At 68.5% G+C, this 25,080-nt stretch carries 28 protein-coding genes; 8 read left to right on the top strand and 20 right to left on the bottom strand.

Features of this window, described 5'->3' with window-relative positions; genetic code table 11:
* Positions 1-20 precede the first annotated feature (20 nt).
* The 5 genes from EPL00_RS10530 to EPL00_RS10510 all read right to left on the bottom strand — a co-directional run bounded on the left by EPL00_RS10530 (position 21) and on the right by EPL00_RS10510 (position 6,685).
* Positions 21-1,109 carry a DUF7502 family protein gene (locus EPL00_RS10530; RefSeq protein WP_135852748.1) on the bottom strand — a complete coding sequence of 363 codons (1,089 nt, stop codon included), beginning with the start codon at positions 1,107-1,109 and terminating at the stop codon, positions 21-23.
* Positions 1,106-1,897 carry a hypothetical protein gene (locus EPL00_RS10525; protein WP_135852749.1) on the bottom strand — a complete coding sequence of 264 codons (792 nt, stop codon included), beginning with the start codon at positions 1,895-1,897 and terminating at the stop codon, positions 1,106-1,108. Before EPL00_RS10525 ends, EPL00_RS10530 begins: the two co-directional genes overlap by 4 nt.
* Positions 1,894-4,314: a VWA domain-containing protein gene (locus EPL00_RS10520; RefSeq protein WP_135852750.1), complete on the bottom strand. Its 2,421-nt coding sequence runs from the start codon at positions 4,312-4,314 to the stop codon at positions 1,894-1,896. The genes EPL00_RS10525 and EPL00_RS10520 overlap by 4 nt, the downstream gene beginning before the upstream one ends.
* A complete protein-coding gene (locus EPL00_RS10515) occupies positions 4,314-6,200 on the bottom strand; it encodes a DUF7408 domain-containing protein (RefSeq protein WP_202932598.1) in 1,887 nt (628 codons plus the stop codon). The genes EPL00_RS10520 and EPL00_RS10515 overlap by 1 nt, the downstream gene beginning before the upstream one ends.
* 191 nt (positions 6,201-6,391) lie before the next feature.
* Positions 6,392-6,685, bottom strand: a complete 294-nt coding sequence (locus EPL00_RS10510; protein ID WP_135852751.1) for a DUF7521 family protein — start codon at positions 6,683-6,685, stop codon at positions 6,392-6,394.
* A 160-nt stretch (positions 6,686-6,845) separates the two neighbouring features.
* On the opposite strand from EPL00_RS10510, the gene EPL00_RS10505 reads away from it, so the two are divergent.
* Positions 6,846-8,090 carry a phospholipase C/P1 nuclease family protein gene (locus tag EPL00_RS10505; RefSeq protein ID WP_135852752.1) on the top strand — a complete coding sequence of 415 codons (1,245 nt, stop codon included), beginning with the start codon at positions 6,846-6,848 and terminating at the stop codon, positions 8,088-8,090.
* A gap of 67 nt (positions 8,091-8,157) precedes the next feature.
* On the opposite strand, the gene EPL00_RS10500 is transcribed toward EPL00_RS10505, so the two are convergent.
* Together EPL00_RS10500 and EPL00_RS10495 are read right to left on the bottom strand one after the other, a co-directional pair.
* Positions 8,158-9,393: a hypothetical protein gene (locus EPL00_RS10500; protein ID WP_135852753.1), complete on the bottom strand. Its 1,236-nt coding sequence runs from the start codon at positions 9,391-9,393 to the stop codon at positions 8,158-8,160.
* Positions 9,394-9,500: 107 nt separating this feature from the next.
* Positions 9,501-9,884: a secondary thiamine-phosphate synthase enzyme YjbQ gene (locus EPL00_RS10495; protein WP_135852754.1), complete on the bottom strand. Its 384-nt coding sequence runs from the start codon at positions 9,882-9,884 to the stop codon at positions 9,501-9,503.
* Between the two features lie 450 nt (positions 9,885-10,334).
* Here EPL00_RS10495 and EPL00_RS10490 point away from each other — a divergent pair, with 450 nt between their 5' ends.
* Together EPL00_RS10490 and EPL00_RS10485 are read left to right on the top strand one after the other, a co-directional pair.
* On the top strand, positions 10,335-11,303 hold the full coding sequence (locus EPL00_RS10490) for a D-2-hydroxyacid dehydrogenase (RefSeq protein WP_135852755.1): 969 nt from the start codon (positions 10,335-10,337) through the stop codon (positions 11,301-11,303).
* Positions 11,304-11,394: 91 nt separating this feature from the next.
* Positions 11,395-11,622, top strand: a complete 228-nt coding sequence (locus tag EPL00_RS10485; protein WP_135852756.1) for a glycine zipper 2TM domain-containing protein — start codon at positions 11,395-11,397, stop codon at positions 11,620-11,622.
* Positions 11,623-11,651: 29 nt separating this feature from the next.
* On the opposite strand, the gene EPL00_RS10480 is transcribed toward EPL00_RS10485, so the two are convergent.
* Positions 11,652-12,593, bottom strand: coding sequence for a hypothetical protein (locus EPL00_RS10480; protein WP_135852757.1), 942 nt, complete (start codon positions 12,591-12,593; stop codon positions 11,652-11,654).
* A 145-nt stretch (positions 12,594-12,738) separates the two neighbouring features.
* Between EPL00_RS10480 and EPL00_RS10475 the strand changes: the two genes are divergently transcribed.
* A complete protein-coding gene (locus EPL00_RS10475) occupies positions 12,739-13,074 on the top strand; it encodes a DUF7344 domain-containing protein (RefSeq protein WP_135852758.1) in 336 nt (111 codons plus the stop codon).
* Between the two features lie 6 nt (positions 13,075-13,080).
* On the opposite strand, the gene asd is transcribed toward EPL00_RS10475, so the two are convergent.
* The 3 genes from asd to EPL00_RS10460 all read right to left on the bottom strand — a co-directional run bounded on the left by asd (position 13,081) and on the right by EPL00_RS10460 (position 14,599).
* Positions 13,081-14,115, bottom strand: a complete 1,035-nt coding sequence (asd, locus tag EPL00_RS10470; protein ID WP_135852759.1) for an aspartate-semialdehyde dehydrogenase — start codon at positions 14,113-14,115, stop codon at positions 13,081-13,083.
* Between the two features lie 144 nt (positions 14,116-14,259).
* Positions 14,260-14,433, bottom strand: a complete 174-nt coding sequence (locus EPL00_RS10465) for a 30S ribosomal protein S17e (RefSeq protein ID WP_135852760.1) — start codon at positions 14,431-14,433, stop codon at positions 14,260-14,262.
* A gap of 10 nt (positions 14,434-14,443) precedes the next feature.
* Positions 14,444-14,599, bottom strand: coding sequence for a hypothetical protein (locus tag EPL00_RS10460; protein ID WP_162224196.1), 156 nt, complete (start codon positions 14,597-14,599; stop codon positions 14,444-14,446).
* Here EPL00_RS10460 and EPL00_RS10455 point away from each other — a divergent pair.
* Both EPL00_RS10455 and EPL00_RS10450 read left to right on the top strand, forming a co-directional pair.
* Positions 14,598-15,200: a hypothetical protein gene (locus EPL00_RS10455; protein ID WP_135852761.1), complete on the top strand. Its 603-nt coding sequence runs from the start codon at positions 14,598-14,600 to the stop codon at positions 15,198-15,200. The genes EPL00_RS10460 and EPL00_RS10455 overlap by 2 nt on opposite strands.
* 104 nt (positions 15,201-15,304) lie before the next feature.
* Positions 15,305-15,505 (top strand): hypothetical protein, encoded by a 201-nt coding sequence (locus tag EPL00_RS10450; protein WP_135852762.1) that lies wholly within the window; start codon positions 15,305-15,307, stop codon positions 15,503-15,505.
* A 2-nt stretch (positions 15,506-15,507) separates the two neighbouring features.
* Here EPL00_RS10450 and EPL00_RS10445 read toward each other — a convergent pair whose 3' ends face one another.
* The 5 genes from EPL00_RS10445 to EPL00_RS10425 all read right to left on the bottom strand — a co-directional run bounded on the left by EPL00_RS10445 (position 15,508) and on the right by EPL00_RS10425 (position 19,283).
* Entirely contained in the window at positions 15,508-16,188 is a 681-nt protein-coding gene (locus EPL00_RS10445) for a DUF447 domain-containing protein (RefSeq protein WP_135852763.1), read from the bottom strand.
* The gene (locus EPL00_RS10440; protein ID WP_135852764.1) at positions 16,185-17,027 is read right to left on the bottom strand and encodes a triphosphoribosyl-dephospho-CoA synthase; all 843 of its coding nucleotides are present in this window, start codon (positions 17,025-17,027) and stop codon (positions 16,185-16,187) included. Before EPL00_RS10440 ends, EPL00_RS10445 begins: the two co-directional genes overlap by 4 nt.
* The gene (locus EPL00_RS10435) at positions 17,024-17,803 is read right to left on the bottom strand and encodes a tRNA-dihydrouridine synthase (RefSeq protein ID WP_135852765.1); all 780 of its coding nucleotides are present in this window, start codon (positions 17,801-17,803) and stop codon (positions 17,024-17,026) included. The genes EPL00_RS10440 and EPL00_RS10435 overlap by 4 nt, the downstream gene beginning before the upstream one ends.
* Positions 17,803-18,813 carry a 2-phospho-L-lactate transferase gene (gene cofD / locus EPL00_RS10430; protein ID WP_135852766.1) on the bottom strand — a complete coding sequence of 337 codons (1,011 nt, stop codon included), beginning with the start codon at positions 18,811-18,813 and terminating at the stop codon, positions 17,803-17,805. Before cofD ends, EPL00_RS10435 begins: the two co-directional genes overlap by 1 nt.
* 74 nt (positions 18,814-18,887) lie before the next feature.
* Positions 18,888-19,283: a hypothetical protein gene (locus tag EPL00_RS10425; protein WP_135852767.1), complete on the bottom strand. Its 396-nt coding sequence runs from the start codon at positions 19,281-19,283 to the stop codon at positions 18,888-18,890.
* A 180-nt stretch (positions 19,284-19,463) separates the two neighbouring features.
* On the opposite strand from EPL00_RS10425, the gene EPL00_RS10420 reads away from it, so the two are divergent.
* Complete coding sequence (locus EPL00_RS10420; RefSeq protein ID WP_135852768.1) at positions 19,464-20,705, top strand: HD domain-containing protein; 1,242 nt, start codon at positions 19,464-19,466, stop codon at positions 20,703-20,705.
* Between the two features lie 90 nt (positions 20,706-20,795).
* The gene (locus EPL00_RS10415) at positions 20,796-22,361 is read left to right on the top strand and encodes an aldehyde dehydrogenase family protein (RefSeq protein ID WP_135852769.1); all 1,566 of its coding nucleotides are present in this window, start codon (positions 20,796-20,798) and stop codon (positions 22,359-22,361) included.
* A gap of 309 nt (positions 22,362-22,670) precedes the next feature.
* On the opposite strand, the gene EPL00_RS10410 is transcribed toward EPL00_RS10415, so the two are convergent.
* The 4 genes from EPL00_RS10410 to EPL00_RS10395 all read right to left on the bottom strand — a co-directional run bounded on the left by EPL00_RS10410 (position 22,671) and on the right by EPL00_RS10395 (position 25,020).
* Positions 22,671-23,360: an alpha/beta hydrolase gene (locus EPL00_RS10410; protein WP_135852770.1), complete on the bottom strand. Its 690-nt coding sequence runs from the start codon at positions 23,358-23,360 to the stop codon at positions 22,671-22,673.
* On the bottom strand, positions 23,357-23,836 hold the full coding sequence (locus EPL00_RS10405) for a VOC family protein (protein WP_135852771.1): 480 nt from the start codon (positions 23,834-23,836) through the stop codon (positions 23,357-23,359). Before EPL00_RS10405 ends, EPL00_RS10410 begins: the two co-directional genes overlap by 4 nt.
* A gap of 93 nt (positions 23,837-23,929) precedes the next feature.
* A complete protein-coding gene (locus tag EPL00_RS10400) occupies positions 23,930-24,769 on the bottom strand; it encodes a beta-keto acid cleavage family enzyme (protein ID WP_135852772.1) in 840 nt (279 codons plus the stop codon).
* Positions 24,766-25,020, bottom strand: a complete 255-nt coding sequence (locus tag EPL00_RS10395; RefSeq protein ID WP_135852773.1) for a hypothetical protein — start codon at positions 25,018-25,020, stop codon at positions 24,766-24,768. Before EPL00_RS10395 ends, EPL00_RS10400 begins: the two co-directional genes overlap by 4 nt.
* Positions 25,021-25,080 lie beyond the last annotated feature (60 nt).

Raw genomic sequence — 25,080 nt, 5'->3', positions numbered from 1 at the left:
AGTCTCCGTGTGTTGTCTTCTCATGCGCCGGTCGCGTTGCCGTCGAGTTCGCGGGCGTATCGCTGGACGAGCGCGGCGTCCTCGACGCGCTCGGGCGAGGAGAACCCGGCGCGCTGTGGGTCCACGGCGTCGTCGTCGCTCCCCTCGCCCGAGTCCGAGCCGTAGTCCCACTCGCGGTCGCCCTCGCCGCCGGGGCTGGCGTCCACCGCGGCCGAGAGGTTCTCCGAGCCAGCGGACACGTCGGTCGGGTCGCCGAGGACCTCCTCGCCGTTCTGGAGCGCCGCCGACTGGGTGGTCACGGGACCGCTCGCGCCGCCGCCCGACGCGCCAGCGCCGCCCGGTTCGGTCGGCCCCGCGAGTCCGAGGTCGAGTCCGACGACGGCGGTCTGGACCGTCGCCAGACTCACCGCGACGGCGAAGAGGAACGTCGCCGCGAGGCGGGTCGCGTTCAGCAGGTTCGCGCTCGAAGTCTCCCGGAGACGGTCCAGCACGTCGGCGTACAGCGACCGGACCATCGGGTTCGACCGGTCGTCGCGCGCGGCGTCGCGGGCGGTCCGGAGCGCCTCGGCGATGTCGGGGTTGGCGGCCTCGAACTGCTCGGCGGCGGGGCGTCGCGTCCGGACGCGGACCTCGACGGCGAACGCAACGACGCCGACGACGAGCGCGACGACGGTGCCGACGCTCGGCGCTGGCAGGCCGAGCGAGTCGAACGTGGCGACAGCCACGTCGGTTCCGAGCGCCGGGACGCCGACGAGCGTCGTCGCCAACCGGACCGCCAGCAGGACGCACACGGCGTCGAGGCTGGCGTAGACGAGCGCGACCTTGCGGCACTCCCGGCGGACCTCCGCGAGCGCGGCCCGAATCTCGTCGCGTTCGTCCGCGGCCGTCGCCGACTCGTCTGCGACCGTCGCTGAGTCGTCCGGGGTCGTCGTGGACTCGTCCGTGGTCGTCGCCGATTCGTCCGCGGAGGCGGAGTCCGCCGACCAGTCAGTCACGTTCGGTTGGGAGTCCGGAGACGAGTCGTCGGCGTCGGGGTCGGTCCCGAAGTCGGTCAGCGACGAGGACCCCGAGTCGGTCGGGGACTCGCTCGCGTCGGAGTCGTCGGTCATCCTCGCACCTCCGCGCCGGTCGGACGCCGGATTGCGTGGGACCTGCTCCGGGCGGCGTCCGTCCGAGGAGTCGGTCGGTCGGGCCGGGAAACGAGTCGGTCGGGCCGGGAAACGAGTCGGTCGGACCGGGAAGCCGGTCGGTCGGGTCGCCGAAGGTCGTTCGACTGCGATTCCAACTCGTCGATGCGGTCTTGCAGGTCCTCGATTTCGTTCCGGAGGTCCCGAATCGTCCGGTTCTTCCGGTCGAGGAGTCGCTGTTGGCGGCGCACCGTCTCGTTGACTCGCTCCAAGGTCTCGTTGCGCGCGTCGGCCGTCGTTTGGAGGTTTTCGACCGTCTCGTTGAGTCGGTCGGTGCGCTCCTCGGCGGCCTCGAACTGGCGTTTCAGCCTGTCGCGGGCGTCTTTCAACTCGGCGACCCTATCTCGGAGGTCCGAGACCGTCTGGCGCGAGCGTTCGAGGTCGCTCTTCGTCGCGTTCAGGTCTCGAAGGGTGCGATTGAGACGCTTCTCGGTCTCGCGCAACTGGGCGGAGACCTCCTCGATGTCCGAGAGGCGGGTCTTCAGCGACTGGTTGACGTTCCGGAGCGACTGGTTCAACTGGTCGATGCGCGCCTGCTTGCGCTCCACTTTCGACGCCAGTTTCTCGTTTCGGTCGGTCAACTCCTCGTTCTGAGTTCGGAGGTCGCCGACCGACTCCTGATAGTAGACGGTCGTTCCGGCCAGTCCGAACGCCGAGAGACCGACGAGCAGCGCCAGCACGACGTTGATGGTGTCGCCGATGTAGCTCATGGTATCACTCCGTTGCCGCGTCGTCGCCGGAGTCGCCGGGCACAGATTTCCCCGACCAAGACCAGCAGGCCCGCCAGCAGGACCGCCCAGTCCCACGACTGGCGGACCTCGCGCTCGCGGGTCGCCTGTCGCTTCACCGCGGCCGCGATTTTCGCGGGCCGATTCGACGCGAACGCCCGGCCGCCGGTGCGCTCGACCGCTCGCTTCAGGTCGGGCGAGACCCCGAGCGCGGCGTACTCCGCCGGGTAGTTGACCGCGTAGGCGCTCCCCGACACGTCCCGGTAGCCGAGCGATGCCGGGACTGCCGTGGCCTCGTAGCGGCCGGGCGCGACCTCCGAGAACGAGAGGTCTGCCGATTCGGGGGAGTCCGGCGGGGTCTGTCCGGCGTAGACGACCGTGGTCTCCTCGCCGACGCGCGTGTCGGGCGCGGCGACGACGCCGGTCGCTTTTCGCTGTGGGTCGCCGATGGCCCAGTTGACGGTCCGCGAGAGGAGAAGCGAGTCGGGTTTCGACCGGAGGTCGCCCAAGCCGCCGTCCGCGCCGTAGGCCGTGAGCGCGGCGACTCGGCCGAGACCGAACCGCCACGACGAGAGCGCGGGCGCGCCGTCGCCGGTCGCCACCAGCAGGTCGGCACCGCGCTTGACGCTCACGTCGTTGACGCCGGGGAGACTCGCGGTCGGCGAGATGCCGCGGGTGACGAAGTGGCCGTCGTCCACCACGACAGCGTGGTCGCCGCTGTAGCGCCGGTTCGCGCCGCCGAACCTGACTCGGAGCCTGCTCGTCTCGTTCGCCAGCAGGAACGTGCCGTCGGTCCGCCCGGCGACGCCCCGGAGGAGTTTCTCGTGGACGTTGCCGACGCCGACGCTGACGACCCGGACGTTCCGGTCGGCGAGGCGGTCGGCCGCCGAGAACGCGGGCGCGGCGCGGTCCCGGCCGTCGCTCAGGAGGATGACGGTGCCGCCCTGCTCGCCCAGCAGATTCGACGCGCCGAGCAGTCCCTTCCCGACGTTGGTCGCGCCGCCGCTCTGGAGGCTCCGAATCGTCTCTTTCAGTGCCGCGCGGTCAGATTCGAGCGAGGCGAGGTCCGCGACGCGGTAGGCGCTCCCGTCGAAGGCGACGACGCCGACCTCGTTGCGGTCGCCCAGTTGCGAGAGGACGTTCAGCGCCAAGGTCTTCTGGACGCGCATCCCGGCGGCGGCGCTTCCGGACACGTCCACCGCCAGCACGACGCGGGACTTCTGCCCGGTCTCGCCGCCGACTTCGACCGGGAGGAGCGACGAGAGCCGCGAGTCGCCGTAGTCGCCCTTCTCGAAGGCGTTGGGACCGCCGACCGTGACGAGACCGCCGCCGTCGATGACGTGGCTCTGGAGGGCGGTGACGTTCCCGAGGTCCGGCCCGGCCACGTCGTGGACTACCACGGCGTAGTAGTCGCTCAAATCGTCCGGAACCGACTTCGCGCGGGTCACGTCGTACAGTTCCCGGAGGTACTCCTCGAAGGCGTAGTCGCCGCGACTCACGTAGAGAACGCGCGGTTGTTCGACGACCTGCACGGTCTTGCGGTACGTGTCGTCCACGGCGTAGGCGTCGTTCCCGCCGAGTTCGGCCGTGATGCGGTGGGGTCCGGTCGCCGAGAAGTTGCGTTCGACAGTGAAGGCACCTCCCTTCGGGACCTCGCGGGAGACGACCTCCTCGCCGTCGATAGTGACCGAAATCGGTCGTCCCGCGGGCACGCCATCGACGCCAGCGACGCGGACGCCGAAGCGGTTTTCGACGCCGACGCTGGCCTTCCGCGGGCCGGTGACGACGACGCGCGCGTCCGACCGGTTCGTCGTCAGGCGGACCCGGTTTATCGTCGCGTTCACCGAGCGCGCGAGGTCGGTCGCCTCGGCCAGCGACGTGCCGCCGGTGACCCGCCCGTCGGAGACGACCAGCAGGCTCGCGTTCGGTCGGAGAGTAGCGGCGACCCCCGACCCGACCCGCGAGCGGTTGTCGGCGGCGACCGCGACGCGTTCGACGCCGACGCCCCGCTCCTCGATTTCGGCTTCGAGGTCGTCGGCGACCGGTTCGTGGACTCCCATGCTCGCCGACTCGTCCACCAGCATCGTGACGCTCGGGTCGCCCGCGGTGGTCGCAGTCGTGACCGTCGTCGGTCCCGCCGCGGCGACGACGAGACAGGTCGCGACGAGGAGTCGGGTCGCGAGGAGCGCGAGTCTGGCGCGACGACTCGCCGTACGGTCCGCGTCGCCGCTCTTCTCCTCGGTCCGTTCGCGGTCGCCCGAGCCTCTGACCAGCACGAGGACGAGGAGGGCGGCGACCGGCAGACCGGCGAGCGCGAGCGGTCGGGTAAAGGAGAGCGAGGCGTCGATGCCGGGGAGCGTCACCAGTCGGACCGCCGTCGGCAGTGCGAGCGGACTCATCAGAGGTCACCTCGGTAGCGCAGGACCGCCAGTTCGAGCAGGACGACGACGAGCGCGACGCCCGCCGCGACCGGCGTGAGCGACCGGGGGACGGTCGTGGTCTCGGTGTCGCCACCGCTCGCGCCCGGTCCGTCGCCGCCGACCGCGGGCGCGGAGACGTTCGACTCGGCCGCGCTGGACAGCGACGCGCCGTAGCGGTCGCCGCCGACCTCGTAGAATCCGGCGTCGCGGAAGGTGAGGGCGTTGGTCGTTCGCGTTCCGGTCGGGGTCTTGGCGGTCGCGTCGGTCCCGAGCGACAGGGAGGTTCCGGTCTCGGGGTTCATCGCGGACAGCGACCGGCGGCCCGTCAGGTCGTAGACCACGCGCTTCCAGAAGACGGGATAGCGGTAGTTGCGCGAGAACGAGGACTCGGCGGGGTAGCCGTAGTAGAACACCTCGCCGGGACCGCGCCGCGAACTCGCCAGCAGGGTCGTCCCGTTGACCGTTTCGAGGAGTGCCCGACCCGACCGGAGTTCGGCCCGGACCGCCGTCTTCGGGGCTGGGAACGTCACGTCGGCGGTGAGACCGGTCGCGTTCGGCTGGCGAATCGCGGGGTCCGAGACCGTGCCGTTCGGCGCGACCGGGAGGAGGTCGCCGTAGCCGACCGCCGAGAGGTTCGACTGGGCCTGCACCACGACGCCGCCGCCGTCCGCCAGCGTCTCGCGGGCGACCTGTACGGTCCCGTCGAGGAGGCGACCCGGTTCGACCGCGCTGAACACCACGAGGTCGTAGGACTGCGAGACCGACGCGGGCGGGTTCTTCACCGTCACGCTCGTCCCGCGGACGACCCGCAGGGCGGTTATCAGCGGGCGGTTCGGGTCGTTGGTGACGACCAGCACGTCCATCGTCGGGTCGGCGGGGGCCGCGACCGCGAGTCGGTCGTCGGTCGGGAACGCGTCGCCGGGCGAGAGTTCGAGTCGGCCGCCGCCCGCCGGAACCGGCAGGTCCGCCGACGCGACCTCGCCGGGCGCGAGCGTCAGCGACTCGGTTGCCTCGCCCAGCGAGAGTTTCCGGGTCGTCTCCGCGTCGCCGAAGTTCTTCACGCGGACCGTGGCGGTGCCGTCGGCGAAGGCGTAGTCCACGACGCCGACGTTGCTCGCCCCGCCGCGGGCGAACTGCCGGAGCGACACGTCGTAGCCTCTGGCGCGCGCCGAGGAGACCGCCGAGCGCCAGTCGCCCGACGCGAAGTCGCTGGCCACGACGATGCGAGCCTCGTCGCCCGCGACCGCCACGGCTCTGTCGATGGCTCCGCGGAGGTCGCCCGGCGCGTCGGTGACCGAGAGACCCGAGAGCGTCGATTTGGCGTCCGTCTGGGGTGCGCGCCGCGCGACGACCGCGGTCTCCGCGCCCGCGACGACCACGGAGGTCTCGGCGGTCGCGGCGTCCTTCGCGGCCGAAATCGCGCGGTCGAACCGGGTGGCACCGTCGGCCTCGGTCGCCATGCTCGCGGTCGCGTCCACGACGACGACGGTCTCGGAAACCGTCTCAGTTTCGGAGACCGGGACGTAGGGCGCGGCCAGCGACACCGCGATAGCGAGGATGGCGAGCAACTGTATCGCGAGGAGGGCGTTGCGCCGCAGGCGACGGAGCGCGGGGTGACTGCGGCTCTCCTCGGTGTCGCCGACGAGGAACTCGACCGCCGGAAATTCGACGCGTTCGGGGTCGGGTTTCAGCAGGTACAGCGCGAGAACGGGAATCGCGGCCGCCAGCGCGGCGAGACCGAGCGGTCGGAGGAACACCGACGAGAGGGCGTCGAGGCCGGGGAGCGCCGCAAGTGCGGAGACGGCGGACGCGGGGACCGCAGGCGCGGAGACGGCCGACGCGACCGGGAGACTCGCGGGAGTCACGACTCTCTCACCTCCGGCGCGTGCGGCGGCGAGGAGCGCGCGGGGGAGGCGTGCGGGAGTCCGCGAGCGTCGTCGTGGCTACCGATTCGGGGCATCGTTCGGGGTCGCCCGTCTGCGGGCGCGGGTGGAGGGCTGACGGGCGGTTGGGTGGTTGTGTTCGCGGGTCGTGTAAATAGCTTATCATCCGCGAGCTACGTCTTCGCGTACAGCGAGTAGGTCAGCACGGCGAAACCCAGCGCCATGAACAGGCTCTCGACGGCGATGCCGCCCGCGATGCTGAGGGCCGTGAACTGGTGGACGACGCCGCCGAGGACGGTCCCGAGGGTCACGAGACCGAACCCGACCGCGAGCGCCCGGAGCGCGGGGACGTTCGTCCGGCGGTACGCCTCGAACGCGAAGTAGGTTATCGTGCCGCCGAGCGCCAGCGTGACGGTCTTGAGCGCGACCACCGCCGCCGACCCGGCGAACGCTTGCGAACTGGCCATACGCGTAGTTGCAGTCTTGCGGGCTTAGTACCGGAGCGTCGTTTTCGCAAACTGGGAACGCGCCAGTCCACGCCGAGTTCGATTTCCGCGGCGACTCCGGGATGTCTAGAACATGTTCGCAACCACCATTAATTTACAAACTTTCCAAGACTAAATTGCGATGAGTGAAAAGGAGATATCTTCGGATCGGAGACGCACCGTCCTGAAAGCACTCGCCACTTCTGCGGCCGTCGGGGCGACCGGGGCCGCGAACGCCGCGGCGGCGACCGACCGGAACCCCGGCGACGCGGACGACCGCGCGGACCGCGACGTGAAACCGATGGTCGTGGACGATTCTATCAAACGAGTCACGCCTCACGATTACCTGCTAACCGGTGATAAAGACCAGACGCTGGCGTACGTCGAGAGCGCCGACGTGTCCACCGCCGAGCGCAAGCGCGCCCGAGGATACCTCCACAAGTTCTGGCGGAAGTATCCCGTCCGCCGCGTCGAGACGGACGAGGAGGTCCGATACAAGCTCGACGGCGACCGGAGTCGCGTTTCGGTCGATTCATCGGGCACACTGACGAGCGACGCCGAGCGACGGCAGTTCGAACACGTCGCCGACGTGGTGTCGGCAGGTGGTAAGGACGTGCCGCACGTACACTACGTACACAGCCACGACCACAGCGACGGCCCGTCCACGCAATGGGCACCGACAGACCACGACCGGATGATAGAAGCCGTCTGCAAGCAGATGGGCGTGGACTCCGGCTACGCGAACGTCGCTGGCACCTACGGCGGCGACCCAGATGACTGGGGTTGCCAGTGTGACGTAGACTCTCCGGGAACTTGGCCGGATTACCTCGAACAGAAGGTGCAAGACGCCGTCGATCAGGTGTTTCACTCGTACCGTCACTACTGGAACCCCGAGTTCAAATTCGTCGATGGTGCAATAACCTACACCGCCACCCTCGGTGAGGCACCGAAGTACGCGAAGAAGTACCTCCAGAAAGCGAAAGACAAGAGTAACAAGTCAGACAGGTACATCAATCTCGGCTACGCTTCCCACTTCCTCAGTGATGCAGGGCAACCCCAACACACCGGCTACGAACTCAAACAAGCGACGAACTCGTGGGTCCACTACGACTACGAGAGCTTCGTGTACGATAACTGGGACAGCGGTGAGAACTTCCGGGGGTCGCTCATGCGGACCCAGTACGCCGCATCCATCAACGACGGGGCCGAGGCGACGAAGGAACTCGCTAGATACAGTCACGACTACCTCCCGAATTTGTATCAGACAATCTATAATAACCCCGACTCGTGGAAGTCCAACGACGATGTAATCACCATCACCCGAAACTGCTTCAACAAGACCGGCGTCTACATGCGCGGATTCGTTGAAGAGGTACAAAACGCCTGAGTTCGGTTGGTCGAGAAGACCGAGAGGTTTCGCCGCGAATCCGCCGTTCGCACCGACCGCGACGGTCTCAGTCCGCGGTCACGTTGGTCGAACTGGGGAGGAGGCGGAACGAGACGGTGTCGTCGGTCTCGCCGTCGGCTTCGACGGTCAGCGTGTAGACGCCGGGTTCGAGTCCGGTCGTGTCGAGCGAGACCGACCACGTGCCGTCGGCGTTCCAGTCGTGGGTCCACAGGTCCGGGAACCGACTCGCGGAGGGACCGTCGATGGCCGCGACGCGGATGGTGTTGTCGTCGGGCAGGAGGTTGGTGTGGCCCGCGACGACCATGCGCTCGCCGGTCGGAATCCCGTAGATTCCCTCCGGGCCGAACTGGCTCTCTTGGGCGACGGTCGTGATGCGCGTGGTCGGTTCGACGTACTCGAACTGCTCGCTGATGAGCAGGTCGTCGCTCCCGGACTCCTCGGTCGTCTGGCCGAGGAACCGCTCGCTGACCTGCTCGGCGTCGAGGCGGGCGGGGTGGTCGCCGACGTACGCCGCGAGCGCGTCGAGGGTCGCGTTCGTCCCGTCCGGGAGTCGGCCGTCGCCCGCGCGGTCGTCGCGGCCGAGCGCCAGCACGTACGCCCGCACCGGACCCTCGGCGAGAATTTGGCCGTCGTCGGTCCGGAGCGGCACGTCCACGTCGAACGAACCGTTGCCGCGGGGCACCTGAATCCGGTCGGTGGCGACGCGGCCGCGGGAGTCTACGAGGAGAACCAGCAGGTCCCGGCCGCCGCGGGCGGTCCCGCGGACCGTGACCTCGGCGGTCGAGGTCGCCAACTGCCCGTCGGTGGTGCGGAAACTTCCCCGGAGGCGGGCGCGGTTGACCCGGACGAGCGTCTGGCCGCTCTCGGTCTCCACGAACTGTTCGGGGGCGATGCTGGCCGGAAGCGAGTCGTTCCCGCCGACCGCGCTGGCGTTCACGACGCCGAGGCGGTAGTTGCCGGGGTACGACAGCATCCGGTTGGCGTTCGAGAGGACGAGGTTCCGGACCGACCAGTTGCCCGACTCGTCCACCGCCACCGCGTCGTCCGCGCCGAACTGCCCGTTCTGGTTCACGTCGAGCAACTGCCAGTCGCCGCCGCTCTGGGCGTAGACGGCGACCTCCGCGACGCTCTCGTTTGCGGTCCCGCTGAGGTTGACCGCCTGCCCGACGAAGTACGCGCCCTCGGGCGACGAGATGGCGATGGTCTGATGAGACGCCCCGGCCGTCGGCGTCCAGAACGCCGTGACGCCGCCGGTCGTGACTGTCAGTACGAGTGCGACCACCGCGAGGCTCCTCGTGCGCTCCATAGTATCCTTACTGGTACACGGTATCATTCACCATTGGTGTTCGGGCGTCGGACAGGGTCGGTCGTCGCTTCGGGAGACGCGTCTCAGGACGTGACGACGACATCGACCTGCCGCGTCCGCGGGCCGTCGCACTCCACGAACAGCACGGACTGCCACGTTCCGAGTGCTAACTCGCCGTTCTCGACGGGGACGCTCACCGACTCGCCCAGCACGGTCGCGCGGAGGTGTGCGTCGGCGTTGTCGTCGATGCGGTCGTGGCGGTAGTCGCCGTCGCTCGGCGCGAGGTCGGCGACGAACTCCTCGATGTCCTCGACCAGTCCGGACTCGGCCTCTTGGAGGACGACACCGGCGGTGGTGTGGCGGACGAAGACAGTGCAGACCCCCGTCGCGTCGTCGGGGACCGCCTCGGCCACGCGCTCGGTCACGTCCACCAGTTGTGTTCGCTCCTCGGTCTCGACGCGGAACATGCGAGCGAGTTCGTCGGCGAACGCCGTAGTCCCACCGGAGCGTCGAACTTCTGGAACGGTGTAAGCGTCTTTAGACGAATTTTGGTAGTTGTAAGAAATATATGGATTGCTTGCGCTCTCATCGACCGTTCGGCCCGGCGTGTGCGGGCGCGGTCGCCGCGGTTGGGGAGGACGTGGCGCGGTACGGTGCGGGACGGTTGCGGTATGATAGGAGTCGGCATCAGCGCGGTTCGCGGTTGCGCTACGGTTGCGGTCTCGTCGCGGTCGTAGTGCTGTGCGGTGAACTTCTCGAAGTCGGATTCGCTCCAGTTCACGGTCGAGACGGTAATCCACTTCGCCAGTACCGAAACCGACGCTCCATCGACCCACACCACGGCCACTACCCCGAGACCCACCTCGTTCGCCGTATCGAGTGCCACTTTACGCCCCCGCGACGAACCCACCACACGAATGAGCCAAACCAAAGACGAAGCGCCCGACGTGGTCGTTCTGCGAAAGAGTACCCACGGCGTGCCGGTCTCGGAGTACGTCGCCGACCTGCGCGAGCGCCTGCCCGACCGAAACGTCGTCCACGCTCGGACGCCGACCGAGGAGCGCGCCCTCGTTCCCCAAGCACCCGTCGTCGCCGGGATGGAACTCGACGCCGACCTGTTGGACCGTGCGGGGTCGATGGAACTGTTCGCGTGCGCCTACGCCGGGACCGGCCACCTGCCGCTGGACGCGCTCGAAGACCGCGGCGTGGCCGTGACGAACGCCTCGGGCATCCACGGACCGAACATCGGCGAACACGTCGTGGGGAACCTGCTGGTCTTCGCGCGGCGACTCCACGAGGGGTGGCGACGCCAGCGCAACCGCGAGTGGCGACACTTCCAGTCTCACGAGTTGCGGGGTAGCACCGTCACCGTGGTCGGACTGGGCGCTATCGGGCGGTCGGTCGTGGAGCGACTGGAGGGCTTCGGCGTCGAGACTATCGGCGTGCGCTACACGCCCGAGAAGGGCGGCCCGACCGACGAGGTGGTCGGCTTCGAGGGACCGGAGTTCGAGGAGGCCCTCTCCCGGACCGACTATCTCGCGCTCGCCTGCCCGCTGACCGAGACGACCCGCGGGCTAATCGGGAAAGAGGAACTGAAGACTCTGCCCCCGGACGCCGTGCTGGTCAACGTCGCCCGCGGGCCGGTCGTGGACACCGACGCGCTGGTGTGGGCGCTCCGCGGGAGCCACCTCCGGGGCGCGGCGCTGGACGTGACCGACCCCGAACCGCTCCCGGAGGACCACCCGCTCTGGAACTTCGAGAACTGTCTGGTCACTCCTCACTGCTCGGGGCACACGCCGGAGTACTACTCGCGGCTGGCCGACATCGTGGCCGAGAACGTCCGAAGACTGGACGACGGCGAGGAGTTACGAAACCGAGTGGTGTGAACGCTCGCGCGTCCCGAACTCGCCGACCCCAACCGCTTCGACTAGCGAATCGGCGACCAGTTTTATCCCGTCGCCCGCCGAAGGTCGGAACATGCGAAAACGAATCAAACGAGTTCTGAACCGCGCCGAGTACGCCGCCGCCGGGGCCGCCGTCGGCGGTGCGCTCGGCGGACTCGTCAGTCGGAACGCCGCGAGTACTGCGGCCGGAATCGGCGCGCTCGTCGGTGCGACCATCGGGGAGAAACGGGGGTCCGTGGACGCCGTCGTCACGCGGGTCGCGGACGCGAGCGAGACCGAGAAACTGCGCCTGCGGAAGTAGACCGACCGCGTTCGACGCCGCCGCTGTTTTCAGCCGCCGCGAATCCCGAGCGAGAGGAATATCGCGCCGAAGAGACCAGCTATTAGCGCGGCGTACCACAGCACGGCGTCGCCCCGCGAGGAGCCACCCGTCGAAGCGACGCCGGTCGGGTCCGCGGTCAGCAGGAGTCCGGCAAACGCGAACAGCGAGAGTCCGATGGCGGCCGCGACGAGACGGACCGCGGTGCGGGACGGACCGGGGTCGCCCGCGTCGGCCGCGACCCCGGCGTCGAGCGCGTCCCGGAGGTGCGAATCGACGCGACGGGGCACGACGAGTGTCCGCGGAGTGGTGAACGTCGCGGCCCCCGCCGCGTACGAGAGGCGATAGGCGACGTAGCCCCCGACCGACCAGCGGCCCACGCCGACGAGCGTCGAGAGGTCCACGTCGGTCCCCTGATACGTGAGTCGCCCGGCCTCGGCGTCGAGTTCGCCCTCAGAGGAGAACAGGCTGGCGACCAGTAGCGGGCCGACGAGCGTCGCGCCGACGAACACCGGGAACAGGTCGTCCGGCAGAACGAGCGCGCCGACCGCCAGAACCGCGACTCCCGCGACCGTTCCCGCAGCGAGCGTCCGAGCGCCGAGTCCTCGAAACGCGGCGTCGAAGTCGCCGGTTCGGTGGGCGAGGAGGTGCGGGGCGGTCCGCGAGAGGGCGAAGACGAACGCGAGCAGGGTTCCGGCCGCGAGCAGGTAGCGCCCGTTCAGCGCGATCAGGACGACGAAACCGAGCGCGCCGAGGACGAGGCCGAGCGCGAACCCCGAAACGACGCCGACCGGGAGCGCGACGAGGCCGCGGAGGAGTCGGGACTCGGCGGGCGTGTGGGACCACGCGAACGTCGGCGAGTCGGCGGGCGGGGTCGGCGACCCGTCGGCGTTCGAGTCGGCAGGTCCGGCGTCGGAGGCCGTCGGCTCCGACTCGGCGGAATCGGTCGGCATACCGTCACGAAGGAACCGAGACGAGAAAATTCCTGTCGTCGCGTCGGGGATTCGACGTACGTTCGACAGGTCGAAAACTCGTCACTTTCCCGAGCTGTGAAAATCCCACCTGACTTCTAAGGATGCGTCCCCGGTAGGTTCAAACATGAGCCACCTCGACACCGTCTTCACGGCGTTAGCCCACCCGCTCCGCCGAGAGGTGTTGTCGGTTCTGTCGGGACGAGACGACGGTGTCGCCGAAATCGAGGAGTTGGCCGAACGGTTGGAAGGCGTGAGCGAGGCGGAATCGACCGCGCGACTGCGCGCCGCGCTCCATCACACTCACCTGCCGACGCTGGACGAGGCCGGACTCGCGGAGTACGACCCGCGGAGCGGGGCGGTCCGGTATCGGGAGTCGCCGATGAAAGAACTGGTCGAATCGGCGGTTCGCAGTTCGCGGGACCCGCGGAGCCGAAAATCGCGGTCGTCTACCGACTCGTAGCGCGGTTCAGAGCCAGCCGTCGCGGGCGAGCAACTCGCCGTTCAGAATCGCCGCGCCCGCCGCGCCCCGAATCGTGTTGTGCGCGAGGCAGTTGTACTGGACGCCCGCGGGGGTCGTCTGGACGCCGCCAGCGGCGATGGCCATCCCGCCGCCCAGCGTCCGGTCGAGTCGCGGTTGCGGGCGACTCGGGTCCTCGAAGACCTCGATGAGTTGGTCGGGGGAACTCGGCAGGTCGAGGCTCTCGACGCCGCGGAAGGCTTCTTCTACGTCCGCCTCGGTCACGTCCTCGGCGGTCTCGGCCCAGACGTTTTCGAGGTGGCCGTCGATGGTCGGCACGCGGTTGCAGGACGCCGACACCTCGGCGTCGTGAACCGAGAGTTCCGCGCCGTCGAAACTCCCGAGGAGCTTCTTGGACTCGGTCTCCATCTTGTTCTCCTCGCCGCCGATGTGGGGAATCACGTTGTCGATGATCTCCATCGAGGAGACCCCGGAGTAGCCCGCGCCCGAGACGGCCTGAAGCGTCGAGACGTGGACGCGCTCCAGTCCGAACTGGTCGAGCGCCGCGAGCGTGGGAACCATCGTGATGGTCGAGCAGTTGGGGTTCTTGACGACTGCGCCGTCCCACCCGCGCTCGTCGCGCTGGACTTCGAGCAGGTCGAGATGGCCGGGGTTGATTTCGGGGATGACCAGCGGCACGTCGTCGGCGAGTCGGTCGTTCGACGAGTTCGACGAGAGGACGTATCCGGCTTCGGCGAAGTCGGATTCGACTTCCGCGGCGACGCCGGAGGGGAGCGACGAAAAGAGGAGGTCAACGTCGTCGGGGACCTCCTCGGGGTCGGTCGCGCTGACGGTCAGGTCGGCCGCCGCGTCGGGAATCGGGGAATCGACGCGCCACTTCGCGGCCTCGTCGTAGGACTTGCCCGCGCTCGCTTCGCTCGCAGTTACCGCCGCCAGTTCGAATTCGGAGTGGCCGTCGAGCAGTTGGATACATCGCTGACCGACCGCCCCGGTCGCACCGAGGACACCGACTCGTACAGTCATGGTACTCGTTGGTAGGGCGGTAGGGTGATAAAACGATTTGGGAAGGCCAGCTTCTTGCCCGACGGCGCGGGTTCGACGCCGGACCGGTCGCGTCGCTACCGGGAGTCGGTTGGAAGTAAGCAGGAACTCCGGAACTCGGCGTCGTTACTTCTTGCGGGTGACGTAGCCAGCGATGCGGTTGCGGACGCCCTTCGACTCGATGCTGGTGAGCTTCTGGACGCTCTCTTTGTTCTGCTCGAAGTCGGTCGTGAAGGCGTCGGGGTATCGCTCCAGCAGGATGCGCCCCGTCTTCTTGACGTAGTCGGGTTTGATTGCCATAGTGTGATTTCTACGTCCGGAAAGTAAGTGCGTTGCGGTCTCCGGTCGTCCGGGCGGCCCTCTCGGGGGTTCGGGACATCGGCGTCTCGGGGTCCGTGGGCGATTCCCTCTCCTCGGCTTCGAGACCCGACAGACCAAGGACCTGCGGACGCGTAGTCGAAACCATGCCGACCTTCGTCGAAGCGGTCCAGACCGTCTCCGACCCCGCGGCGTTGCGTCGCCGACTCACCGAGCGAATCGACGCCATCGGCGAGGCGCTGGACCTCTTGGAGTCGTGGACCGAGGAGAGCCGCGACACCCAGACCGAACTGGCGTCCCAGTACGACGCCGCCAAGCGACTCGCCCGCGACGAGATTCGGAGCGCGAGAGGTGGGAACGACGGCGAGGGCGAGGGCAAGGGCGTCGAGAAGGTCGAGAGCGCCGACGGCTTCGAGGACGAGGACCCCGAGGAGATTCCGGCCGTGGACTTGCTCGACCACCCCGCGGTGGCCGACCAGACGAAAGACAGACTCCGGGAGTACAGCACGAAGCTGTCGGTCTACCTGAACCGCGAGGAGTCCTACGGTGCCGCGCGGTCGGCGCTCATCGGGGCGCTCGACGCGGAACTCGACCTCTACGCCGACCTCCTGCCGAAGTTGGAGACCGGCGAGGCGAGCGCGGCCGACGCCCACCGGCGCATCGCGGCGTTCGCCCGCGAGGAAGCCCCCGGCCCGGCGAACCGGACCGCCGCGGACGTGGTTCTGGAAGCGGAGGTGGACGAACCCTGACCGACCGACGGCGAGCGACCCGAACCGCCGTGTAACTGTCACCGAGCGCACTCCATCAGTTCGTAAAGATAATTACGATGGAATATACAGTCTCAAGCGGTACAGTGCGGGGAGCAGACCGAGATACGGACGGAGAACCGGTCGAAGCAGACGACTCGGGTCGGACGTTCGAGAACGAACTCGAAGACCTCGTCCTCAGAGCCTTCGGCGACGGCGAGGAGATAGAGGGCGTCTGGGACCTCGAATACGAGCCGGACGAGATTCCCGACTGGACGGTCACTATCGACCGAAAGGACGGCATCTGAGTCTACTCGCCGAGGTGGTCGCGGAGGCGGTCGAACGCGGTGCAAACGCGGTCGTCGCCGCAGTTTCGCCCGACTGCTTCGAAGTACGACAATCGTTCTCTCAGTTCGGCATCGTCGTAGGCGTCCACGCCGAGCCGCGAGGCCGCGACGGTCGCCTCCACGACCGCCCCGAGACCCCGGTTTATCGTCGGCACCGCCTCGCACTCGACGCCAGACTCGACCGGCGTCAGCGTCCACTCTTCCCACTCGGTGTCGCCCTCCGCGCCGGAGTCTATCCGCTCGGCTTCGACCTCGACCCACGCGTCGGCGGAGTCCAGAACCGGCTCCTCGACCTCGAAGATGGAGAGCGTCGCGTCCACGAAGTCCACCGGGTCGCGGACGAACTGGACGTAGCCCCCGCCCTGCCGGTGGAAGTTGCGCCGGGTTCGAGTGTTGCCCCACGTTCGGGCGGTGACTCGCGGGTCCCCGCCGTCGTCGCGCTTCCCGTCGTTCTCGCCCGCGTCGTTTCCCACAGCCTCGCTCTCGGCGGGCGGATGCAGGCCGAGCGCCGCGACGTTCCACAGGTCGTTCGGGCCGAGCGTCGTCACCAGCGATTCGGTTATCCCGCGGAACTTGACGGGCCAGTCCTCGGCGCTCGCGTCGCCGGACCCGTCGGCCGCGCCGGACTCGCCGCCGTCGCTCACACCGACACCTCCCCGCGGGCCAAGGCGACGAACAGGCCCGCGGCGGTCAGGTCGGCGGTCGTCCCCGGATTCACGCCGTCCTCGACCAGCGAGTCGGCGAAGGCTTCGATTACCTCCGAGCCACCTTCGAGAGCTTCCTGTGCGCGGACGCGGACGCTCTCGGCGGTCTTCGCGCCGTGCTGTTTGGCGACCAGCGTGTCGGGTTCCCGCCCGAGGAGTTCCAGATACACCCGCGCGCCGATTGCGGACGCGGGGGCCGACCCCGATAGCTCCGCGAGGCGGTCGGCCGCCCAGAAGGTGCGCTCGAAGCCGCCGGTCCACTCGGCGGCCACGTCGTCCTCGTCGTCGCCGAGCGCCAGCACCTCGTAGAGCGTGACGCCGCGCTCCTCGACGGCCGGAATCGCGTCGCTCCCGCGGCGCACGTCCAACTCCTCGGCGTCTTCGGGCGGGTCGTCCACGAACACGTCGGCGTGTTCGAAGGCCCGGTAGAAGTTCGCGGCGTCCTCGACGGTCGTGTCCTCGACCACGCGCGTCGCGCCCTCGGGCGTGAGGTCGCCGTCCGCGGCGGCCCGGACGAGGGGCACGAGCAGAAGGAGCGCGCCGAACTGGGTGTTGCCGCCTTCCTGCTGGCTCATCCCCGAGACGGCCTCCTCGAAGGCTTCGCCGACCGGAACGCCCGCTTGGGCGGCACGCAGTCCCGGTCCCGCGCCGACCGCGCCAGCGAGGAAGTGTTCGAATCGGAGGTCCGAGAAGTCCCGCTGGCGGTCCACATTGCCGGGCTTGGGCGTGCCCGCGACTTCGAGCAGGAGCGCGAGTTGGGCGTTCTCGGCGGGCGTCATGCCCTCACCTCCGGTCTTTCGGCGAACCACTTGCTCACAGCACCCTTCACACGCCGGAGGACCGCGGGGTCGTCACTCGGTCGGCCGACGCTCACCGCGTCCGCGCCGTAGGCCAGATACTCACGGACGGTCTCGTCGTCCCGGACGCCGTTGTTCGCGATGACGAAGAGGTCGGTACCCGCGGTCGATTCCGCCGACTGCGCCGCCTCCGCGACTTCCGCGACGACGCCTTCGGAGTCCATCGCGTCCACGTGGATGGCGTCGCCGCCCTCCTCGGCGACGACGCGGGTGAGTTCGGCGAGGTCCACGCCCGGCACCTCCGCGCGAACCTTGACGCTGACTGTGGCTCCGGCGTCGGCCGCAGTTGCGACCTGCTCGCGGAGTCGGTCGGAATCGCGGAGCAGACTCTCGCCAGCGCCCGCGGCGCACATCTCGTCCTGTCGGCAGTGGGCGTTGAGTTCGAGGAGCGCCCCGCGCTCGGCGCAGATTTCGGCCACCTCCCGGAGCGGTCCGAGCGTCGTCGTCCGGACGTTGAAGCCAGCCCGGAGGTCCGCGTCTTCGAGCGCGGCGAGTTGCCGGTCCACGAACCGGACGGGGTCGTCGGGCAGGAACTCCTCGCGGTCGCGGGCGACCAGTTCGCGGGCGGCCTCGCGGGTCGGGCCGTCGAGCGCGATGCCGCCGAGGAGGGCCGCGCCAGCGAACTCGTCGGCACTCCTCGCCCACTCGGCGTCGGACTGGCCGCTGAGGCTGGCGAGCGCGAGGCGGGGTTCGAACATCAAAGCACCTCCAGCGCGTCGGCGACCGCGCGGGCCACGCGCTCGGCGTCCGCCGCGTCGTTCATCTCGGTGTCGGTCCTGACGACCGGGCGGTCGAGGTCGGTGTCGTCCTCGTCGTCCAGCACGAAGGCGTCGGCGAAGGGGTAGGCCTCCGCGACGCCCGCGGTCGAAGGGTCGAAGCCGACGCCCGCCATCAGGTCGGCCGCCGGACCGGAGAACACCTCGTCCTCCACGAACGGCGAGACCGCGACCACGGTGGCTCGGTCGAGTGCGTCGTGCAGTTCCTCGATGGCGAGCATCGGCCCGATGCTGGTGACGGGGTTCGAGGGACCGACGACGACGGGACCCTCCTCTATCGCGCCGAGGGCCGCCGGGGCGGGGTCGGCTTCGTCGCCGCCGCGGAACTCGACGTGGTCCACCTCGGGGTCGCCGCGGTGGGCGACCCAGAACTCCTGAAAGTGCATCTCGTCGGCGTACTCGTCGCTCTCCTCGGGCGTGTGGACGATGGAGGCCACGGGGTCGTCGCTCATCGGCACCACGTCCACGGGCGCGTCGAAGGCGTCCGCGAGGAGCCGCGTGACCTCGGTCAGACTGTAGCCCTCGTCCAGCAGGCTGGTCCGGGTCACGTGGACCGCGCGGTCCCGGTCGCCCAACTCCATGAACTCCGCGACGCCCGAGAAGCGCCGCCAGTTCGCGAGGTGGCGACCCGCGGTCTGGGCCTCGTCGGACAGGTAGCGCGGTCCCTTGGCGAGGTCGGCGGCTTCTGCGATATCGTGTAGCTCTGCGTGGGTCTCGGTGGTGTCGTCGGCGATGCCCCACCACGTCTCCAAATCGAGGAGGTCGCCCTGCTCGAAGAGGACGGTGTCCACGTCGGGACAGACCAGCAGGCCGCCCAACTCCACGTCGTCGCCCGTGTTGGCGACGACGGTGGTCTCGGCCGGGTCGAAGACCGACTCGGCTCCAGCGAGCAGTTTGGGGGTCCCGGTGCCCCCGGAGAGAAACGTCGTCATGTGCCGACCTGCGTGTTCCGAGAGGTAAACGCTTGTGCTGTCTCGCGGTGGAGCGTTTCGACTGGCGAGAACGCTCACGGTTCGATGTCGCCAGCGAACTCCTGTACGGAACCCTTCCGAGACCGCTGGAACAGGTACACTGCGGCGACGTAGTGGACGAGCGGATTCAGGAAGACTACCAGCGACGCGAGCGAGACGAGCGTGCCGCCGCCGACCCAGAGTCTCCAGTCCGGTGCCCACCGCGAGTCGCCGCGGCCGACGACTTCGATGTCGCGATACAGCGCGTGATAGAACACCGGCGTCAGAATCACTACCGACGCGCCGAGGAGGACGCCCCACGTGGAGAGACCGAACGGGAAAGCCGACCCGGACGCCTCCATCGAAGCGAACGACCAGAGCAGGTTGAACGCCGGGATACTCAACAGACGGACCTGCCACCGATTTGGCTCGTCTCCGTTGAATCCGATCACGACTATTCTGTCCGATTCTCAACGAGTAGTTAAAACGTCTGCGCTAGCCGTTTTTCCAGTAATCGGTCTCCTCGACGGTCGGGATAACGGAGCGAGAAAGAAGAGTGACGCCTCGACGGCCCCGATTCTCGGCCACTCCACTCCCGGCGGTTTTTATACGAAGGCGGACAATCCTGTAACATGAAGACCATCAAGGACAGCGTTCACGACCACATCGAGGTCGAGGGCGTCGCTCGCGCCTTGTTCGACACGCCAGCGGTCCAGCGACTCAGGCACATCAAGCAGTTGGGTCCGGCGCATCTCGTCTACCCCTCCGCGAACCACACGCGATTCGAACACAGCCTCGGCGTCTATCATCTGGCGTGCGAAGGACTCGACCACCTCGGGATTCAGGGCAGGCAGGCCGAGCGCGTCCGCGCCGCGGCCATCCTCCACGACGTGGGCCACGCGCCCTACAGCCACACCATCGAGGAGGTAATCCACCGCCACACCGGCAAGTACCACGACGACGTTCACGACCTGCTGGCGAACAACGAGGTCGGCGACGTGCTTCGGGACCACGGGCACAACCCCGACACCGTGGCCGACCTCATCGCTGGCGAGGGGAAACTCGGCCAGTTGGTCTCGGGCGAACTCGACGTGGACCGGATGGACTACCTCGTGCGGGACGCCCACCACACCGGGGTTCCGTACGGCACCATCGACCACTCCCGACTAGTCCGGGAACTCACGCTCATCGACGGCGAACTCGTGCTGGCGGAGGGCAACGTCCCGACCGCCGAGAGCCTGCTTCTGGCCCGCGCGCTGATGAATCCGACCGTCTACAACCACCACGTCACGCGCATCTGTCGGGGGATGCTCCAGCGCGCGAGCGAACGCCTCATCGCCGAGACCGAGATTTCCGCGGACGAACTCCGCCGGATGGACGACCACGACTTCTTCGCGGCGCTCCGCAGGAGCGACCCGACCGAGGAGTTCGCCCGGCGACTCGGCGCGCGGGACCTCTACAAGCGGGCGGTCTGGGCCGAGATGGCCGACGTGCCCGACGCGGTCATCGACGCCGACCACGACGACATCGAGCGATTCGAGGCGGACATTGCGGCCGACGCGGGCGTCGAACCCGAGTCGGTCATCATCGACGTGCTGGGGCGGCCGAGCATGACCGAGTCCTCGACGCGGGTCATCGTCAACGGCGAGATTCGACGCCTCGGCCAGCAGTCCGCGCTCGTCTCCGCGCTCCGGCAGGTCCAGCGCGAACAGTGGCGTCTCGGCGTCTACGCGCCCGAGGAGGACACCGACGCGGTCGGCCACGCCGCCGAGTCGGTCCTCGGACTGGAGACCGACGGCGCGCTCGTCAGCGAGGTCCGGTCGCCCGGCCAGCGCACGACGCTTGACGAGTTCGGGGCGCAGGGCGGCGAGTGAGCCGTCCGAGGCGTTCGTTCCGCCCCCACCATACTATTTCTTATTTATTCTAGAGGAAATATTAAGTCAGTTGTAGTGGTACGTCTTGTCATGGCAAGCGAACGCCAGTCACCGACCGACGCCGAGAGCGCCGCGACCCCCGAGACGGACGCGGGCGACGGGACTCCTCGGGACCTCGACGAACTCGGGTTCGCACCGTCCGAGGGGTGGAACGCCGTCTACGTGGACGGCGAGTGGCGCGCGCAGGGCGACCGCTCGGGACTCGACGTGGTGGACCCGACGAGGAGGGCGGCGGTCGGGACGGTTCCGGCCGGGACCGACGAAGACGTGGACGCGGCGTACGCGGCCGCCGAGTCGGCACAGGAGGCGTGGGCCGACCGGACGCCCGAGGAGCGCGCATCGGTGGTCGCCGACGCGCGGGAACTCGTCGCGGCGTACCACGACGAGTTCGCGCACCTGTTCGCTGTCGAGTGCGGCGGGGCCAGACTGAAGGCCGAAATCGAACTCGACCTGACGAAGGCGACGATGGCGGTCGCCGAGGACGTGGCGGACGCCGCCGACCCGACCGACACCGACGAGTACGACTCGAACGTCGAGGGCAAGCGCAACCTCGTCTTCCGGGAACCCGCCGGAGTGGTCGGCGTCATCTCGCCGTGGAACTTCCCGCTGTACCTCTCGATGCGGGCGGTCGCGCCAGCCCTCGCGCTCGGGAACGCGGTGGTCCTCAAGCCCTCGACGCACACCGCAATCGTCGGCGGATTGGCGCTGGCCAGCCTCTTCGAGGAGGCCGGACTCCCCGACGGCGTGCTGAACGTCGTGACGGGCGAGGGGTCTGCAATCGGCGAGACGGTCGCGGGCCACCCCGCGGCGTCGGTCGTCTCCTTCACGGGTTCGACCGAGGTCGGGCGGAAGGTCGGCGCGACGGCGGCCGAGGAGTTGTCGCTCCCGGCGCTGGAACTCGGCGGGAACAACGCCCACGTCGTGACCGCGGACGCGGACTTGGACCGAGCAGTGGACGGCGGGGTCTTCGGGTCGTTCACCCATCAGGGACAGGAGTGCATCTCCATCAATCGCCATCTGGTCCACGAATCGCTGTACGACGAGTACGTCGAGCGACTGGCCGAGCGCGCCGCGAATCTGCCGGTCGGCGACCCGCGCGAGGAGGGCGTCCTCGTCGGGCCGGTCCAGAACGAGTCGCAGTTCGAGACCATCACCGACCTCGTGGAGCGGTCGGTCGAGCGAGGCGCGAAAGTCGAGGCTGGCGGCGAGTTTGACGACTGGTTCGTGGAGCCGACCGTCCTCTCGGGCGTCACCAACGACATGCCCATCGCCGCGGAGGAACACTTCGGTCCGGTCGCCCCGGTGATTCCGTTCGCGGACGACGACGAGGCAATCGAACTGGCCAACGACACCGAGTACGGCCTCTCGGGGTCGGTCCACTGCGAGAACACCGACCGCGCCATCGACATCGCCCGGCGACTCGACACGGGGATGGTCCACGTCAACGACCAACCGCTGAACGATGAGCCGCACGTGGCCTTCGGCGGCGTGAACGCGTCCGGCGTCGGCCGGTACAACGGCGAGTGGATAGTCGATGAACTGACCGAGACGCGCTGGATTTCGGTGCAGGAAGAGACGCGGGAATACCCGTATTAGAGCGTTTCAATCAGTATTTCGACTGTTGGCCCGAATCCGGGTATTCCGTCCCGGCGCGCTTGTTTCACCGTCTCCTCGGCGCGTGCTGGCGCGGCCCGAAGTGGCCGCGCCAACCGCGTGAGGGACGAGCATCGCAGGCCGTCGGCCGAGAAGCGCAGGAGGCTGGGGAGGTGTGAGGTTGTTGCGGTGCTGTGCAGTGGCGGTATGATAGGCTCAAGCCCGAAGCTAGCGACCTGTTCGTCACGTATACTTCTACGTGACTCGTCGGAATCCTACGCCGAAAAACATCCCAGTCAAAAATCCGGCAGTTCACTCGTCAGAAGTCGCGTCTTCGACCAGATTCCGGACGTACGCCATCTCCTCCTGATTGATGCCGTGGCTCATCCCCTCGTAGATGCGCTCGGTCACGTCGCCGCCCAACTCCGCCAGCACGTCGCGGGTCTCGTGGACGCGCTCGACCGGGATGTGAGGGTCGCGGTCGCCGCATCCCAAAAATACCGGGGTCTCCTCCAAGTCGCCGTCGTAGTCCCGAGGAGTTCCATCCGGCCCAATCAGGCCGCCGCTCAGGACCGCCAGCCCGCCGTATCGCTCGGGGTTCCGGGCGACGAACTCGCTGGACAGACAGGCACCCTGCGAGAACCCGACGAAGCAGAGGCGGTCGGCCGGGATTCCGGCGTCGAGGACGCGCTGGCGGACCCGAGCCAGAAAGTCCAGCGCCGACGAGAGACTGGGTTCGTTCTGCTCGATGGCTTCGAGGAACGAGTGGGGATACCACGTCCGGCCGCGGGCCTGCGGCGCGAGGTAGGCCACGCCCTCGGTGTCGAACTCGGTGGCCATCTCCAGCATTCCCTCTGCGGTCGCGCCGCGACCGTGGACGAACACGACCGCGCTGTCGGCCTCCGCGGTGGGAGCGCCGTCGGCGGCCGCGCCAGCGGTGGCGACCGGTTGGCCCTCGTGGGGGTCGGCCTCGCCAGCGTGGGGGTTGCGGTTCGCCGTCATCGCTTCTCCGGTGCCGCGACGAACTCGGTTCCCGGCGTCTCCTCGTCCACGCCGAAGCCCGGTCCCTCGGTGCAGATTTCGATGGTTAGACCGTCGGGGTCGGCCAGATAGATGCTCTCGAAGTAGGTGCGGTCCTGCACCGGCGAGACGCGAACGTCCTGCGACCGGAGGTAGTCGCGCCACTCGCGCAGGGTCTCGCCGTCCGCGACGCCCAGCGCGAAGTGGTGGGAGGCACCCGGACCGGGGTTGCCCCGCGAATCGGGGTACTCGAAGTAGGTGACGACGGTGCCGGGTTCGCCCGCCGGGGTCGGCGAGAAGTAGTAGTGCTTCGTGCCGGGGTCGTCGTAGTTCTCGGTCATCTTGACCGTGTGGAATCCGAGGACCTCCTCGTAGAACTCCTTGGTGCGGTCCATGTCGGTGCAGATGTTCGTGACGTGGTTGATGTCGGTGAGTGGCGGCGTCTCCGAGTCGCTCATACGTCCCCTAGCCGCACAGCGACCTTGAGCCTTGTCGGACGGAGGAGTAAGCAGGTGACGCGGGCGTAACCGACTGGTCGCCGTCGCGACGAGTCACAGCCCCAGAATCTCGCGGGCCTCGTCGGGGGTCGCTGGCTCGCGGCCCAGCGTCTCGGCGAGGTCGGCGGTCCGGGCGACCAGTCGGGCGTTGCTCTCGGCGAGTTCTCCGCGGTCGTAGTAGACGTTGTCCTCCAGTCCGACGCGGACGTGCCCGCCGAGCAGGATGCCCATCGTCGTGAGGGGAAGCTGGTGACGACCGAACCCGAGGGTGTTGAACAGCGCGCCGTCGGGTAAGTGGTCCGCGGCGGTGAGCAGATTGCGCGGCGAGGGCGGCGCGGTCGTCCCGCCGCCGAAGATGAGCGTCGCGTACACCGGCTCGGCGAGGTCCCGGCGTTCCAGTAGCGCGCGGACCTCGTTCAGGTGGCCGTCGTTGAACACCTCCATCTCGGGCTTGATTCCCCGCTCGGCCATCTCGTCGTAGAGCGCGTCGATGGTCCCGCGGGTGTTCTCGCTGGTCAGGTGCCGATAGCGGTTCAGCGGTCCCATGTCGAGGCTGGCCATCTCCGGCGGCGGGTCGGTCCGGAGGGCCTGCCGACGCGCGTCGAGCGGCGCGCCGGTCCCGCCGGTCGAGTGCTGGACGACGAGATTCGTCCGCGAGCGCACTTCGTCGGTGACGGCCTGAAACCGCTCGCGGTCGAAGGAGCGTTCGCCGCTCGGTCGGCGCGCGTGGAGGTGGACCACGGCCGCACCGGCCTCCTCGCACTCTGCGGCCGCTCGGCCGATTTCCGTGGGCGTCTCGGGCAGGTTCGGGTTGGCCTCCTTGCCGTGGACGCCGCCGGTCAGCGCCGCGGTGACGACGACGGGGTCGCCGTCGAGGTAGTCGTCGTAGGTCATTCGCCGTCGCTCCCGTTTCCGTCGCTCGCTCTCTCGCGGTCCCGATAGATTTCGCAGTCCTCCTCGTGGTCGAGGTCGTAGCGGTCGTTGCAGATGTCCGCGCGCATCGGTTGGACGAACTCGTCGGCCGCGGTGCAGTACGGTCGGTCGGAGTGAGGGTCGGCGGCCTCCTCGGTCGTTTCACTCGGGGCCTCCTCGTCGTCTCCGTCGGACAGCGAACGGTACTCCAAGTAGGGGCACTGGTCGGTCACGAGCTACGTGAGGGAGTGACAGGGTAAAACAGTTCGCCGCGAGCGGACGAATCGAAGTCG

This window comes from Halorussus salinus (assembly GCF_004765815.2).
In the GTDB taxonomy this organism is placed as follows: Archaea; Halobacteriota; Halobacteria; order Halobacteriales; family Haladaptataceae; genus Halorussus; species Halorussus salinus.
This window is presented reverse-complemented; position numbering and strand designations above follow the sequence as displayed.